A 15,749-nucleotide genomic window follows, 5' to 3' on the forward strand; every position below is an offset into this window, starting at 1 on the left:
ATTTAATCCCTTAGCTCGTTTAAATATATGTGTATAAATATTTCTATCTATTAAATTTTTTTAAATCCTCTTTTTAGCAGTTCCATTTGCTCACCATAATTTTTTAAAGCTTCTTCATAGGTTAAATCCTTTACGAACACTTGAATCAGGTTATCAAAGGTTACAGCTATAATGATTTTTAAAATATGCTGCAATTCTCGTTCCCCTTGTATATTCAAAGTTTCCGTATTCATTAACCCAATGATAGGTAAAAGATGGTTATCCCGATTTTCTTCATAGATGTTCTTCGTAAATGTTTTTTCCGTTTTATAATTCATATTTAAAAAGGCATTTCTAAAAAAGTTTTTGTGTTCTTGATTGGTGTGATTCTGAATCATAAATTGAAATGAATCAATAAAAGCTTCGAATACATCTCCGTTTTTCTCCTTTAAAGCTGCAATAAATCGGTCACTATTTTTTTGTGAGGATTGGTTCAACAGATAATAATATAGGTCCTCTTTTTCCTCGAAGTATTGATAAAAACTTCCTCTAGAGATCCCCGCGTCTTTGATGATATTGGCAATGGATGCTTCGTGTAATGGAACTCGAGAAAATTCCCTTTTGGCACATTGAATTAACGTGTCCTGTTTATCTTTCGATAAGTGAAAAAATGTTTTTTTTGGCAAATATGATCCTCCAATCTTAATAAGTGACACCGTGTCACAATTGCTGATTAATGAATTATATATGACACCAATGTCATACGTCAACAATAAAATGACACCGTGTCATATGTTGAAAAGGCACCCATGATGCATGGGCTCGGAATCCGACGTTTCGTATAAAAATTCAACCTGGAACTGGAAACACCGCAATAATCAGCTATTCCCACATTGAGCAGGAGTAAGAGTTAACGGCTACGGGTGGGGATTAAAGCCCGCATTTTCGTAACTAGCGTGGACGCCTACAATTCCTACTTTTTTGAAATTATGAAGGTATTTCAATAAAGTTGAAGAATACCCTATTAGAGATAGAATATAAATTTTAAAAGGGGAATGAAATGATTAAACGGCTTACTAAGAATATACCGATATGGTTTCTTTTTGTCGGGATCGTGGTATTTATTCTACTGTGTATTAATTTTTTTGAAATGAATACTAGAATTAATATGCTTGCATTGGCAATTTTGAGTATTGCTAATACATTTCGATTGTGGAAGAGTGAACGTCAGTCAGCAATGATGTTTCTATTGCTGGGAGTTCTGTGTACGTTCTTTCTTATCAGGTCTTTAATTTTATATTGATTCCGCAGAACGGGAATTATTCATTCAAGATATAAAGGCAATTACAAAAGCCGATAAACACCACATCTACTGTGTGTTTATCGGCTTTTCTTAAATGTCTTGATAGTACTGGATCTAATAGTATTTGATACGACATCTACTGATTCTAAGTGGAAGTTAAACAGGGGAATGAAAATATTTTGACATCTCAATTTAAATATCGTAATATTACGATATAACGATTCAGGAGGGGTATTTTTGATTACAGAAGCTTTTGATAGCACTAATTTAAAACAGTTCGATGAACCTGCTAATTTACTGAAAGCTTTATCTCATCCAATTCGCCTGTGCATTGTGCGCGGGTTGATGCGAAAAAAGAAATGTAACGTTTCATATATGCAGGAGTGTCTGGACCTTCCCCAATCAACAGTGTCTCAGCATTTGCAGAAGCTGCGTAGTGCAGGTATTGTAGCGACTGAACGCAATGGCCTTGAAGTAAATTACGTGCTTGCCGACCAACGGATTGAACAAATAATACCTATTTTGTTTGGAGAGGAAGATTGTGAATCATGAGTAAAAAAGTACTGGTTGTGGGCGGAGTAGCGGGTGGTGCATCAGCAGCTGCCCGTCTGCGCCGTCTGGATGAACATGCCGAAATTATCATATTTGAAAAAGGACCCTATATATCGTTTGCCAATTGCGGCTTACCTTATTATATTGGTGGCTCGATCGAGGATCGAGAGCGTTTGCTGGTACAAACTCCCAAAGGTATGGTCGATCGATTTAATATTGATGTACGTACTCGAAGTGAGATCATCGCTATTGATCCGCATACTCGTACAGTTCAGGTACAAAGCCAGGAGCGTGGTCAATATGAAGAAAGCTATGACGAATTAATTTTGTCACCGGGTGCCAAGCCAATCATTCCAGATCTGCCGGGTACGGATAATCCACTGATTTATACAGTGCGCAGCATTCCAGATATTGATCGGATCAAGAAGCAAATAAATTCATCTAACAACGCATCATCAATTGTTATTGGTGGAGGGTTTATTGGTGTTGAAATGGCAGAAAATTTGAAGGAAGCCGGATTGAATGTAACGTTAGTAGAGGGTAATGGTCAGCTACTCACTCCATTTGATGCTGAACTGGCCGCAGCATTGGCACAGGAAATGGAGCAAAATGGGGTAAAGCTGCTGTTTTCCCAACGTGTACAGGGCTTTCAGGCACTTGAGCAGGGAATTGGTGTTGAGCTTGCAGATGGTCGTATTCTGACAGCTGACCTGGTTATTCTTGCGATAGGAGTAACTCCAGATACAGCTTTTCTGAGAAATAGCGGAGTTTCCCTAGGAACACGTGGACATATTATGGTCAACGAAGCACTCGAAAGCAGTGTGCCACATATTTATGCTGTTGGCGATGCAATCGAAGTAACTGAAACCATTCATGGCACAAAGACAGCTATTCCGCTTGCTGGACCTGCCAACAAACAGGGACGCATTGTTGCAGATCGAATTGCTGGACTAAGTTCCATCTACAAAGGAACACAAGGGACAGCCATTATTAAAGTGTTTGGAATGACCGGGGCAGCTACAGGCAGTAATGAGAAAACACTAAAACGTCTCGGCATCGATTATCGAACTGTAGTCGTGCATCCTGCATCTCATGCATCGTATTATCCGGGTTCCAGCGCGATTACTCTTAAACTACTGTTTACACCGACAGGTAAAATTTTAGGCGCACAAGCAGTTGGTTATGACGGTGTGGATAAACGGATTGATGACATTGCTGTATCCATTCATTTTGGGGGCCACATCAGTGATTTGACAGAGCTCGAGTTGAGTTACGCGCCACCGTATTCTTCTGCGAAAGATCCAGTTAATATGGCTGGTTATGCAGCTGAAAATATTACGGCTGGACGTGTTGAAACGTTCACCTATGATCAGCTATCTGATCGCCAGCTGGAGCAATCGATATTGTTGGATGTACGCAGTGAGCTGGAGCATCGCAATGGGAATATTCCGGACTCCATAAATATTTCAGTGGATGAGCTTCGTCAGCGGTTAGATGAATTAGACCCAACCAAAGATATTTGGGTATACTGCCAGGTTGGTTTACGAGGATATACAGCTTCGCAGATTTTGCGTCAGCATGGCTTTAATGTGAAAAATCTGAGCGGAGGTTATAAGACATACCGCCAAGCACAATTTCAGCCTGCTCCAATTCCTATGAGAAACGATGAAAATAATGACGGGCAGGATCAGAACAATAATCCGATACATGCTGTAAAGGAAACAGAGCTCTCCAATCCAATCTCTGCACAGCCACAACGTATCGATAATGAGTTGAACGTGTGCGGTTTAAGTTGTCCCGGTCCGCTGATACAACTCAAGCAGAAAATGGATCAACTATCGAATGGAGAGACACTGCGGGTGAAAGCTTCCGATCCAGGATTTTATGAAGATGTGAAAGCATGGACAACGATGTCTGGTTCCTCACTTCTACACTTGGAACGATCCAAAGGCGGTACTATTGAAGCGGTAATTGCCAAGAATGCTGCGCAGACCGTATCTTCAGCTATGGAAACTCCTAAAGAGGAGCCTGCGAGCACGATGGTTGTCTTCAGTGGTGATCTAGATAAAGCGATTGCTTCTCTGATTATTGCAAATGGGGCAGCAGCAAGTGGACGTAAAGTAACCATGTTCTTCACTTTCTGGGGATTAAATATTATTCGTAAGCATCAGCCACAGCCTGTATCCAAAACAATGATCGGCCGCATGTTTGACATGATGTTACCGCGCGGCAGCCACAAGCTTGGCATGTCCAAAATGAATATGCTCGGAGTTGGACCAAAGATTATCCGCGGCGTTATGAAGAATAACAATGTTGCTTCTTTGGAAGAACTGATGCAGACCGCAACTGAGCAGGGAGTTGAGTTTGTCGCTTGCCAGATGTCCATGGATTTAATGGGGATTCAGCGTGAAGAATTAATGGATTCGGTTAACATCGGTGGAGTGGGTTACTATCTGGGGCAGGCAGCTCATGCAAATCATAATCTGTTTATATAAATCGGTTTGTTAGTAAACCATTCAGCTGTTCAGTCACATATGTTATCTTAAAAAGCAAAAGTCCCTTCATTGCTGAAGGGGCTTAGTTTCATTTATTACAATGTCCGTTCGATGAAACGTAGTTGGCTATTTATGCGGACTCAGTCCCGCCAGTATCTACTTCACTTTTAGGTTCCATCAACATGATATGACATTCCTTTTCGGCGGAGGGTTTGATCTCGAGTCCCTTCGGGACAATAAACATCTCATCCTTGGAAATCCTCACCTGACCATCACGAAAATCAATGATCATCTCACCCTTAATCACGAAGAATAACTTATCGGTTTCGGGATGAACATGCCATTCATAATCCCCGTCAATTTTAACGATCTTAAATTCATGGTCATTCAATTCACCAATTAGTTGGGGTGACCAATTATCTTTTATTTTAGATAGTTCTTCGCTTAGTTTAATCGCTTGATAATGGATAGTAAGCCCTCCTTATTTTTCACCTTCGATATAATGCTGTATACGCAACTCAAGCCATGATGATGTTTTCCTTGGTCTGCCATAAGTATACTGATTTAATTTTGGCTTTAAAATGGATGCCTGTTGAAGTTAACATGGATTATTGATGAACTTTTGTCGATATTCACTAGGCGAAAAGCCAAATTGTTTCTTGAACACTTTACTAAAATAAAAGGGGTCAACAATTCCAACGGTTTGTGCAATTTGCTGTATTGGTACATCACTTGTAAATAGCATATTTTGCGCCCTGTTGAGACGGTGTTTTAATAGATATTCTGCCGGTCCCATGCCTGCATGTTTTCTAAATATGTAAGAAAGTCGATTTCGATTAACGTTATATTGTTCTGCGAGTGATGTTATGGTAAGGCCATGATAGTAGTATTCATGAATATAATTAGATACCCGTTCGAATAAAGCCTGTGATTCACTACTCATTTGTCTATTTGCCACACTTATTAAGGCTTCGTTCAGCACATCGCGAAAAAGCATTTCAGTCTGAAACATTGAAATGCCGCCACCCTGATTGTACACATGCCAAAGCTGCATAATTAGTTCGATAAGACGAGGGGATTGTCCCGTTGATAATTCAAAATGCTGATGGGAAAAGCTTGACTCTTCTAATTCCGAGCTGCATATCCGGTATAAAACAAGGATATATTCCCAATTGGAGTTATCAAACGTTTTTTCATCCAATTTCATTTTTGCCCCACCATGCACCACTTTTCCTGGCGAAAGGATATAAGGGGTATCATTAAATTGAAATTGTATCTTTCCTGTAAGGGGAAATACAAATCCAGGAAAGGAATCGGTATAGTCAGCGTGAGTCACTCCTGGATTTGTAGCATATCGATATATTCCCTCTACTTGAAAAGGAATGTGTGCAAAATGTTCTGCTAACTGATTCACGTCTATTTTCACGTTCTGTACCTCATTTCGATAGTATCTCACTTCACATTATTGATAACAATTCTCATTGTCAACCTATTTAAACAATAGTTTCATCGATGTTGAAACTTTAGCTTATGCGAACTATAGCTAAATAAAATGAAGAAGGCAGACGATCAAACGTGATCGTCTGCCTTTTTTGGGTTCAACGTTCTAATTACATGAAATTCAAAAGTTTTGTCTTTAGGAAAAGACTTATCTTAATAATTTTCTCCCCGATAATAGCGCTCCAGTTTGTGGTCCAAATGAACGAGCTGCGCTTTTTTCTCCTCGATATCTTCCAGCAACTTTTGCCTTTGATCTTGAATCAGTTTGGTTCTTTCCGGCAAGGTTGAGGTTCCTTCATTTACTTTGTCATAATACGTTTTGATATCCTCCACACTCATCCCGGTTTCGCGAAGACATTTGATAAAAACCAGCCAGTTCAGATCATCTTCGGAGTAAAGACGGTTATTCTGCTCACTTCGCGCAGCAGGCGTCAACAGTCCCTTTCTTTCGTAAAAGCGTATCGCGCCAATATTGATACCGACTTTCTTCGCTACTTCTCCAATCGTTAACATGCTAACCCTCATTTATCGAAATTTATGGTTGACCTACACTAAGTGTAGCATAGTAACTTATACATTGTTAATGAAATCAAATTAGAGAAAAGAGGATTCACATGAAGAAGACCGCTTTTGTAACTGGAGCAAATAAAGGTATCGGATTCGAAATTGTTAAGCAATTAGGTCAAGCCGGCTGGAAAGTCCTCCTTGGTTCACGTTGCGCTGAACGGGGCGAAGCGGCTGTTTCCGAGTTAACTTCCGAGGGGTTAGACATAGAATTTGTGCAAATCGACATGAGTGACTTGAAAAGTATCGAATGGGCAGCAACTACAATTACTAAGGACTATCCGGACTTAACACTTTTGATCAATAATGCGGGTATGCCGGGTGCTTTCTCGCGTTCATTTACGGATACCAAAGAGGAGAATCTGAGGAACGCTTTTGAAGTCAACTTTTTTGGAACCTTTCGTCTGAACCAGCGTTTGTTCCCGTTAATTAAAGATAACGAAGGCACAATCGTTAATGTATCGACCGACATGGCTTCTCTGGATCATATGCAAAATGCTGGATTTGCTTTAAATGCTTTCGATTATAACTCATCCAAAACGGCCAACAATGCTATGACTGTTTCGATGGCTTATGAACTTAAAAGCAGCAGGGCTCAAGTATTTGCTGTAACGCCTGGATTCACATCAACAGATCTTAACGGAAATGCTGAAGGCGGTAAATCAAAAGAGGCAGCTGCTGCGATTATCGTGGGTTATGCGACAGATGGCAAACATCATAACGGCGAATTCTTGAATGAGCAAGGTGTGTACGCCTGGTAATCCACATCTTCAAAACAATGGTATCCAAATGTATTTTGGTTAGAGTAACATTCAACGGCTAATCAAGGAGTGAAATGGGGCGAGTTAATTTGGAAGGACAAGAACTAAGTGTTAGAATGCTTTGTCATTATGTTGTGGTAAAGCTATATACTTGTTAAGTAACAGACATATTAGGCCGGGGCACCCGCTTAGTATGTCTGTTTTTCCGTAATCCTCCAGCTAATTCTTGTTATTTGCAAGCTAATGTTTTATATTGACATAAGAGTAGGTCAAAAACAAAAGAGGTGAGCCGACGAGATGACTCCACGCACGAAAGAACAAAACGAAGAGATCCGGCTGCGGCGTCTGGCGCAAATCCGTAAAGCCGCTGCCGATGTGTTTTTGAATAAAGGGTCTTTACTCGAAATCAGAGATGTGGCCATTGAGGCGGGACTCGGATATGGCACGGTATACCATTATTACAGCAATAAAGGCGATTTGCTCCATGATCTGCTGTGGGACGCATTGGAGCGGGTCGGGGGAGCACCAGTAGCCCCGCACACTTCGACTTCGGGGGAGGAGCCAGCGAATAGGCCCCTCGCCTTTGCTTCTGCGGTAGATACTAGGAACTTAGCTGTCGCGGATTTCCAAAGCGGAAGCCACGAAACGACCGCTTCCGCAGAACTTGGCCCCGTCGCGGCGGCCAGCGTGCGGTTGCTGCAGCTCTGGGCGGAGGACCACGCCCTATACCTGCTGTATAAGCTGGCTCTTGAGGGCTTTACCTCGCTACCTGAAGCACGCTCGACCAAGCTCACGGCTGCTTTTCAGGATGAGGTGCTCGCTCCGTTTGCTGCGCTTATGGACACCGAGCATGCGGCGGACGAGGATGCCACTTCCGGCGGAAATGTGGCGGAGCAGCCCTATCGGCTGCAGCGCGCGGAAATGCTGCTGGCTGCCTTGGTTGGCTGCGCCTCGCTATCGATGCGTCGCGAAAAGCTGTACGAAGAGGCAAGGGATATCGTCCGGTTCTTAAAATTATAGGATGCCTAAGGAGTGAATAAACACAAGATGATCATTATAAAATCACCTAAGGAAATTGAAGAAATGAAGCCGGCGAGCCAAATCGTTGCGGACTGCTACCGCGAGGTGACCAAACTAATCGAGCCCGGCATTACCACGCTAGAAATCAATGATTTTGTTGCCAGACACATCACTAAGCTGGGTGGCAAGCAGTTTACGAAAGGCTATAATGGTTTCCCCGCCGAAACTTGCATTTCGATCAACGATGTGGTGGCCCACGGCATTCCTTCGAAACGGGTAATCATGGACGGAGACTTGCTAAAACTCGACATCGTCGTGGAATACGGGGGATGGTTCGGCGATTCGTGTGTGAGCTATGCGGTAGGCAATATTCGGCCGGAAGTGCAAAAATTAATGAAGGTGACAAAGGAATGCTTGGATCTGGGAATTGCTCGGGCTATACCCGGAGGCCGGCTAGGCGACATAACCTCGGCGATTCAAAAGCATGCGGAAGCGCATGGGTACTCGGTGGTACGTGATCTGTTGGCACACGGGATCGGGCGGAGCCTGCATGAGGAACCGACCTATGAGCATATCGGCGTAGCCGGCAAAGGCATTCGATTAAAAGAAGGCATGGTGTTTACGATTGAACCGATGATCAACGAAGGAACGTTCCGTATCACGATCGACGACGATCAGTGGACGGCGAGAACGGCCGACGGCAAGTTGTCGGCACAATATGAGCATACGATCGCAATCACGTCGAATGGACCGCTGATTTTAACGGCTCAGTAATAGTAAATTTACGAAACTAAGAAAACCGCGTTGTTATGCGGTTTTTTTATTATGACTTGGGTATCATGTCCAGGATAGCGCAATTGTTAAGTGTTAATATCATTAGTAATATAGAAGAATACTAGCCATACTTAATACTTAAGTTACATGGGGATTTCTTACAAGGAGGCAACTTGCAATGCATTATGACGTAATTGTAATAGGAGCAGGATCAATGGGGATGGCGGCGGGTTATTTTTTATCCAAGAGTGGGAAGAGTACAGTATTAATCGATTCCTTTAACCCGCCCCATAACAAAGGCAGTCATCACGGAGAGACAAGAATTATTCGACATGCGTATGGTGAAGGTGAAAATTATGTTCCGTTAGCGCTCAAGGCTCAAGAATTATGGAATGACTTAGAGAAAGTGTCGGGAAAACAATTATTTCTCCCTACCGGGGTTATAAACGTGGGTTATGAGAAAACAGATTTTATCCAAAATATTATTTCAAGCTCAAAAACCTATTCATTGCCACTGGAGATTTTAGATTCCATTGAAGTAAATAAGCGCTGGCCTGGCATCAATTTACCGAACAATTACATTGGTTGCTACGAACCAACCTCAGGAGTGCTGAAATGTGAGGAATGCATTGAAGCATATCGAGAACTCGCAGAGCAAAACGGAGCTACCATCATAACCAATAGTAAAGTAATAGAAATCATGGTTCATGATGATAAAAGAGTTACCATCAAGACCGAAGATCATACTTTTAGTGCTAATGCGTTAGTAGTTTCAGCAGGGGCCTGGTCAGGAAGTCTCCTTTCCATGTTGGATCTAAATCTTCCTCTTAATCCTATTAGAAAAACATTTGCCTGGTTTGATACTAAAGATGATTTATATGATCATAAGGAGTTTCCAGCCTTTTCGTTTGAAACATCTCACGGGCATTATTATGGTTTCCCAAGCATCGATGGTTCCGGATTAAAATTAGGCCGACATGATGGAGGAGATACAATCGATCCAGATGAAGCCATCCTGGGATTTGGTGAACTAGAGGAAGACACGACAGATTTAAAACAATTTTTACAACACTATATGCCCTTTGCACAAGAATTGAAGTTCGGTAAAACGTGTATGTATACAATGACTCCTGACGAAGATTTCATTATCGATACACATCCTAACTATCCTAACGTTGCCATTGCATCAGGTTTCTCAGGACATGGCTTTAAATTCAGTAGTGTAGTTGGACAGATTTTAAGTGATTTGATTATATCAGGGAAAACGGAACATAATATTTCTCCATTTTCAATTAATCGATTTTAAGAATCCATTCAAGAGAAAATTTATGTGCTGCCACTCGCATGCAGTCCGAAAACAATCTAGCGATAAAAAGATAAAAAGACCGGTCTTCTTTTAATAGAAGCTCGGTCTTTTTTGCATTTACAGAATATTAACACGATGCAGATACGGATCTGATTTTTTCCGCGTAACATAAGTATTAGATGTGGGAACGGTCCCACATTAAGCAAAACGTTCATAACGTAAGTCATGAAGATAACGGATTAATGAAAGGTGGTGCGGCGCAATGAAGCTGCTGGATCTACAAGGATACGCATCTCCGGAGGATTCCAAAACACATATCCGCATTCCTTTTGAATTGGATGAGGGCTGCGTGAAGCTGAACCTGCGTTTACAATATACGCCGAAGACGCTCGAGAATCGGGAGAAGGCGCTACGGCTGCTCAAGGACAGCTACGATCTATACATTTTGCCGGAAAATCGGGAATACGCAATTGCCAATGCTGACCAGCATCTCCCCCTGAAAAATCTGATCACACTCTCGCTGGACGATGCGCGGGGATACCGAGGGGCGTGCCACCGCCAAGACGAGGTGCAGGATCTATACGTATCGGATCGAGAAGCTTCTCCCGGCCTTATGGCGGGCGAGCTGGTTCCGGGGCCCTGGAGCGTCACATTAAGCCTGCATTGTATCGTGACGGATACATGCGCTTATCGGCTGGAAGTCTGGACGACAGAGGAGGACTCGATATGAAGTGGTTCGCCTGTGAACTACATACACATACGCTGCACAGCGATGGCAGTCAGACACTGGGAGAACTGGCAGCGGGAGCAGCCAATCTGGGCTTCGATGCCATCGCACTGACCGATCACAACACGATGTCCGGCTTGAGCGGCAAAGCGGAAATCGAGCAGAGGTACGGACTACGAATCATCCCCGGTATGGAGTGGACAACTTTTTACGGCCATATGGTGACAATAGGACTGAGCGCTTTTGCCGACTGGCGTCAAGCGAATCGGGATGGAATCGATGAGGGAATACAGAATGTGCATCGCCTCGGTGGAATCGCTGGGCTTGCTCATCCCTTCCGAATCGGCAGTCCGGCCTGTACCGGTTGCTTCTGGGAATACGAGATTGGGAACTGGTCCGCTGTAGATTACATCGAAGTCTGGTCCGGCACGTTCCCTTCCATTCAGACGAACAATCGGCGTGCTTTTGATCTGTGGACTCACAAGCTGAATGAAGGATATCGGATTGCAGCCACTTCAGGCAGGGACTGGCATGCGCAGGGCGAGACAGACGATCCGATCTCTGTTACTTACCTCGGCATCGAGGACGACGCAGTGACGGGGAACGGGGACTCGACAGCTCTTTGGCTCCATGAAGAAACGCTTATCCAAGCGCTGCGGGAAGGGCGTGCGTCCGTAACGATAGGTCCTCTGCTGACCCTGACGCTGGAAGCTGGAGGTGCATTCTATGCAATTGGCTCTACCGTTCCAACGGTAGTCGAGAGAAGGGAAGCTGCAGAGGAGCCGATCCGGGCGAACTTGATGCTGGACTTCTCGGCCCGTGCCGGACTGTGGTCGCTACCTAAGCAGGTTTACAGATTGAAGTTGTGTTCCAATCTGGGCGAGGAGTTTAATCTTGAAGTTCCGTCTTCGTCGGACGAACAGATGATGCAATTTGAAGCCCAACTGAAGGAATCCACTTCAGATGTCCCCCGCAGGTGGATTCGCGCCGAGCTGTGGGGAACTGTACGAGGCGTCCATGTACTGATCGCCTTTACCAACGCGATCTATTTCGAAGAAGGAGGATACCCGCGATGAACAAATTCCCGCTGATCACGGCCCATACTGGCTGCATGGGCCATCCCGATCATTCTTTCGAGTCACTTCAGGCAGCCCTAACACTTGGCGTAGATATTTACGAAGACGATATCCGTTCGACTCAGGACGGCGTGCCGGTGCTCGCCCACGATGACGACATCACTTTGGCAGATGGAAGCTGCGGCAGTCTTGCAGAAATGACACTGAAGGAGTTGAATACCGCTAGACTAGCGCCAATTACGACGCTTCAGGATGTGCTTGAGCAGATACGCGCAGCCGGCAAAATGATGAATCTTGATATCAAAACAGATAGCGCTCTGGAGCCGGTCTCCACTCTGGTGAATCGGATGGGTATGGCGGAGAGGGTGTTTCTCAGTGGCTGCGATTACGGGTCAGCGGTTAAAGCAAGTCGTTACGCTCCAAGCATACGCAGGCTTCTTAATGTGAACAAGCAAAGCTTCGGGAGTCTGAGTTACGGCGAGGCAGTGTTGCAGGCGTGTGAAAATGCTCGCGAAGCCGGCTGCTTTGGGATTAACATGCCGTATCAGGTCGTTCAACCAGAACTTATGGAAGCTGTGCAGCGGAGCGATCTGGCTATCTACGTCTGGACGGTTTCGGAGGCGGACGATATGCGGCGACTTGCACAGTTGGGCGTCGACTCGATAACAACCCGTGATCCGGCGAAGCTGATTGCCGTCCGGGAAGAGACGGATTTTGCAAAGGAGAATAGGGATTGGACAATAAGCTGAATCATAGTTTGCGGGAGCTGGCCCAACTGGCTGGTGTATCGAAATCGACTGCTTCTCGGGTTATCTCCGGGAATGGATATGCAAGTCCTGAAGTCCGGGATCGCGTTCTCAAGGCGGTCGAGCAGCTTCGCTACAAGCCGAGCGCCGTCGCCCGGGCGATGGTTGCCAAGCGCACGTACAACATCGGAGTCATCGTTTTCCGTGACCGACTTCCGATCGTGTCTCACACGCTGTATGGCAGAATCATAGACGAGATACTGATGTCTGCTGAAGAGATGGGCTACTCAATTTTTCTGAAGACCGATAGGGAGATGTCGCTGCGCTCCACCGATTATATGCTGGAACAGCGGGTGGATGGACTCATCCTGGTCAGTCGGCTGCAGAAGAACGTCATCGATTACGTCAAAAACTTCAATATCCCTTATCTGATGGTGAATGGATCGACGGAAGATCCGGACGTCGTGCATCTCGTGAGCAACGATGAAGCCGGTGGAGAACGGGCGGCACAGCACTTATATGACTGTGGACACCGCAAATTCTTTATCATCGCCGGACCGGGCGAACATCGGAGCCACTCGCTGCGATTGGAGGGCTTCCGAAAACGGCTGGAATCCCTCGGCGTTAGTTCTGAACAGGACGGATTTACCATTGTCGAGTCATCGGAATCGAGCTTCGACTCCGGTCGGAAGTTGATGGAGGAGCATTATGTGGCGTTCCGGGAGGGACGATACAGCGCTCTGTTCAGTACAAATGACATGCTTGCACTGGGAGCGATGAAGGTGCTGATGGAGCGCGGAGTCCGCGTTCCGGAGGAAGTATCCGTTATGGGCTACGACAATACCGAAGTGGCCGGCATGTACCATCCATCGCTGACTACCGTCAGCGTGGATGCATCTGGTATTGGCCGAGACGCGGTATACATTCTGGATCGCCTGATTAGCGGCGAGGGGAGCGTACCGCGCCTGATTGAATACGAAAGCGAAGTAATTGTTCGTCAATCGACGAATGGAAGGGAGGACGGAACATGTCTTGGTACTGGAAACACGTAGGTCCGAGAAGAATAATCGAATTTGTGTTGCTGACCGTGTTCGCCATTTTTTTCGCAGGTCCGCTGGTCAACCTGCTAGTGCTTGCCTTTAGTGAAAAGTGGAATTATCCGGATATTCTGCCCCAAGTATGGGGCTTCAAATGGTGGGAGTTCGTACTGGCAAAGGACGATATTGTCTCGTCGATCTCACTGTCGTTCCTTATTGCTACTCTGGTGACCCTGCTGTCCATCGTCGTCTGCATCCCAGCAGCGTATGCCTTCGCAAGACTCCAGTTTCCGCTGAAGCGGATGTTCCTGTTCTCGTTCCTGCTGACGCACGCTTTTCCGAAAATGGGGTTGTATGTTTCCATCGCAGTTCTTTTCTACCGGATTGGACTGATGAATACGCTGCTCGGCGTTGTGCTGATCCATATGATCAATGTGTTGATGTTCATGACCTGGATTCCGACCTCCGCCTTTCGTAACGTGCACCGGGCGCAGGAAGAATCGGCGCGGGACGTTGGGGCAAGCCCGTTCAAAGTGTTCCGCAGCATCACCCTGCCAATGGCGATGCCCGGCATCATGGTCGCTTCGATCTTCACGTTCCTCAATTCACTAGACGAAGCACAGGGCACGTTCCTGGTCGGTATTCCCGATTACAAAACAATGCCAATCGTCATGTACTCCATTATTTCCGACTTTCCGAGCAGCGCGGGAGCCGTATTCTCGATCATCCTGACGCTGCCGACTATTATTCTGCTGGTGGCAGCCCAGCGGCTGGTGAGCGCGGACGTGCTGGCGAGCGGTTTTCAAATGAAATAAAAATGTTTCGGTCGATATACCGAAGCAAGGGGAGGCAGAAGTATGCAGTTGTCTGTACGAGAGTTAGCCAAACGCTACAAAACGGGTGACGGGGTCAGCGGCATCAACATCGATATCGAAAAAGGCGAGCTGGTCACCCTTCTTGGTCCCTCCGGGTGCGGGAAAACTACCGTATTACGGAGCATCGGCGGATTTCTCGCACCGGACTCCGGTGACATTCTGATCGAGGGCAAGAGTGTCATTCAACTGCCACCGGAGAAACGGCCGACCTCGATGGTGTTCCAGAGCTATAACTTGTGGTCGCATATGTCGGTATACGACAATCTGGCTTTCGGCCTGAAGATCCGCAAAATGCCGAAGGAAGAGATCCGCACAGCGGTCGAGGATGCGCTCAAGCTGGTCCGTCTGTCGGGGTTCGAGAAGAAATATCCGGCCGAGCTTTCGGGTGGACAGCAGCAGCGGGTTGCGCTGGCTCGATCTCTGCTGCTGAATCCGGCGGTACTGCTATTGGACGAGCCTTTCTCGGCGCTGGACGCCAAGTTGCGGCACGAAATGCGTGAGGAGCTGCGTGAGATCCAAATGAAGACCGGGCTGACAATGGTCTTTGTCACGCATGATCAGGAAGAAGCACTGTCGTTGTCCGACCGCATTATCGTCATGAACCACGGACGCATCGAGCAGATTGCTCATCCGCAGCAGATTTACGATGAGCCAGCTTCATTATATGTTGCCGGTTTTATAGGCAAAATGAATTTCCTTAAGGGGGTGGCGGAAGGGGAGAGCATCCGGATTGGACATCTTCGCCTGCCGAACGAGAAGGGGTTAAGCGGACAGGTGACGGCTGCGGTCCGACCAGAAGACGTACAGGTGAGCAGTACTACGATGGGTGAAGGTACTTTGTCGGGCAAGGTCAAGCAGGTCATGATTCTTGGACATTACGCCGAAGTTACCGTGGAACTGGTGGAATTCGGCATTATACGTGCTTTTCTGAACAAGGAATTCGTTGAACAACTGCAGGTAGGAAAAGACGTCGGCGTCTCGATCTCGAAAATGACCGGATTCCCGGTCGATGAATCGAACTGAGGAGGATGAAT

Annotated in this window: 16 protein-coding genes; 12 read left to right on the top strand and 4 right to left on the bottom strand. The window is 45.7% G+C overall.

Translation table 11 applies throughout. From position 1 onward, the window contains the following. Positions 1–50: 50 nt before the first annotated feature. Positions 51–665 carry a TetR/AcrR family transcriptional regulator gene (locus MHB84_RS26130; protein ID WP_076289290.1) on the bottom strand — a complete coding sequence of 205 codons (615 nt, stop codon included), beginning with the start codon at positions 663–665 and terminating at the stop codon, positions 51–53. A gap of 854 nt (positions 666–1,519) precedes the next feature. Between MHB84_RS26130 and MHB84_RS26135 the strand changes: the two genes are divergently transcribed. Both MHB84_RS26135 and MHB84_RS26140 read left to right on the top strand, forming a co-directional pair. Next, a complete protein-coding gene (locus MHB84_RS26135) occupies positions 1,520–1,834 on the top strand; it encodes an ArsR/SmtB family transcription factor (RefSeq protein WP_076289292.1) in 315 nt (104 codons plus the stop codon). Continuing rightward, positions 1,831–4,329, top strand: a complete 2,499-nt coding sequence (locus tag MHB84_RS26140; RefSeq protein ID WP_076289293.1) for an FAD-dependent oxidoreductase — start codon at positions 1,831–1,833, stop codon at positions 4,327–4,329. The genes MHB84_RS26135 and MHB84_RS26140 overlap by 4 nt, the downstream gene beginning before the upstream one ends. A 130-nt stretch (positions 4,330–4,459) precedes the next feature. On the opposite strand, the gene MHB84_RS26145 is transcribed toward MHB84_RS26140, so the two are convergent. The 3 genes from MHB84_RS26145 to MHB84_RS26155 all read right to left on the bottom strand — a co-directional run bounded on the left by MHB84_RS26145 (position 4,460) and on the right by MHB84_RS26155 (position 6,342). Further along, on the bottom strand, positions 4,460–4,720 hold the full coding sequence (locus MHB84_RS26145; protein ID WP_433921230.1) for a cupin domain-containing protein: 261 nt from the start codon (positions 4,718–4,720) through the stop codon (positions 4,460–4,462). A 207-nt stretch (positions 4,721–4,927) separates the two neighbouring features. Next, the gene (locus MHB84_RS26150; RefSeq protein WP_076289295.1) at positions 4,928–5,755 is read right to left on the bottom strand and encodes a helix-turn-helix transcriptional regulator; all 828 of its coding nucleotides are present in this window, start codon (positions 5,753–5,755) and stop codon (positions 4,928–4,930) included. Between the two features lie 227 nt (positions 5,756–5,982). Beyond that, positions 5,983–6,342 carry a MerR family transcriptional regulator gene (locus tag MHB84_RS26155; protein ID WP_076289296.1) on the bottom strand — a complete coding sequence of 120 codons (360 nt, stop codon included), beginning with the start codon at positions 6,340–6,342 and terminating at the stop codon, positions 5,983–5,985. A 101-nt stretch (positions 6,343–6,443) separates the two neighbouring features. On the opposite strand from MHB84_RS26155, the gene MHB84_RS26160 reads away from it, so the two are divergent. The 10 genes from MHB84_RS26160 (at position 6,444) to MHB84_RS26205 (ending at position 15,738) form a co-directional block, all read left to right on the top strand. Next, positions 6,444–7,154 (top strand): SDR family NAD(P)-dependent oxidoreductase, encoded by a 711-nt coding sequence (locus tag MHB84_RS26160; protein ID WP_076289297.1) that lies wholly within the window; start codon positions 6,444–6,446, stop codon positions 7,152–7,154. A gap of 297 nt (positions 7,155–7,451) precedes the next feature. Continuing rightward, positions 7,452–8,174 carry a TetR/AcrR family transcriptional regulator gene (locus MHB84_RS26165; RefSeq protein ID WP_076289298.1) on the top strand — a complete coding sequence of 241 codons (723 nt, stop codon included), beginning with the start codon at positions 7,452–7,454 and terminating at the stop codon, positions 8,172–8,174. Positions 8,175–8,201: 27 nt separating this feature from the next. Then, positions 8,202–8,948 carry a type I methionyl aminopeptidase gene (gene map / locus MHB84_RS26170; protein WP_076289299.1) on the top strand — a complete coding sequence of 249 codons (747 nt, stop codon included), beginning with the start codon at positions 8,202–8,204 and terminating at the stop codon, positions 8,946–8,948. A 178-nt stretch (positions 8,949–9,126) separates the two neighbouring features. Beyond that, positions 9,127–10,254, top strand: a complete 1,128-nt coding sequence (gene solA / locus MHB84_RS26175; RefSeq protein ID WP_076289300.1) for an N-methyl-L-tryptophan oxidase — start codon at positions 9,127–9,129, stop codon at positions 10,252–10,254. 262 nt (positions 10,255–10,516) lie between these two features. Beyond that, complete coding sequence (locus MHB84_RS26180) at positions 10,517–10,984, top strand: hypothetical protein (protein WP_076289301.1); 468 nt, start codon at positions 10,517–10,519, stop codon at positions 10,982–10,984. Next, on the top strand, positions 10,981–12,057 hold the full coding sequence (locus tag MHB84_RS26185) for a CehA/McbA family metallohydrolase (protein WP_076289302.1): 1,077 nt from the start codon (positions 10,981–10,983) through the stop codon (positions 12,055–12,057). The genes MHB84_RS26180 and MHB84_RS26185 overlap by 4 nt, the downstream gene beginning before the upstream one ends. A gap of 35 nt (positions 12,058–12,092) precedes the next feature. Then, the gene (locus tag MHB84_RS26190; RefSeq protein ID WP_246318094.1) at positions 12,093–12,806 is read left to right on the top strand and encodes a glycerophosphodiester phosphodiesterase; all 714 of its coding nucleotides are present in this window, start codon (positions 12,093–12,095) and stop codon (positions 12,804–12,806) included. Further along, positions 12,791–13,855 carry a substrate-binding domain-containing protein gene (locus MHB84_RS26195; RefSeq protein WP_083678901.1) on the top strand — a complete coding sequence of 355 codons (1,065 nt, stop codon included), beginning with the start codon at positions 12,791–12,793 and terminating at the stop codon, positions 13,853–13,855. The genes MHB84_RS26190 and MHB84_RS26195 overlap by 16 nt, the downstream gene beginning before the upstream one ends. Next, positions 13,831–14,655, top strand: coding sequence for an ABC transporter permease (locus MHB84_RS26200; protein ID WP_076289304.1), 825 nt, complete (start codon positions 13,831–13,833; stop codon positions 14,653–14,655). Before MHB84_RS26195 ends, MHB84_RS26200 begins: the two co-directional genes overlap by 25 nt. A 42-nt stretch (positions 14,656–14,697) precedes the next feature. Next, a complete protein-coding gene (locus tag MHB84_RS26205) occupies positions 14,698–15,738 on the top strand; it encodes an ABC transporter ATP-binding protein (RefSeq protein ID WP_076289305.1) in 1,041 nt (346 codons plus the stop codon). Positions 15,739–15,749: the final 11 nt, after the last annotated feature.

Source organism: Paenibacillus sp. FSL F4-0087, assembly GCF_038020215.1.
In the GTDB taxonomy this organism is placed as follows: domain Bacteria; phylum Bacillota; class Bacilli; order Paenibacillales; family Paenibacillaceae; genus Paenibacillus; species Paenibacillus taichungensis.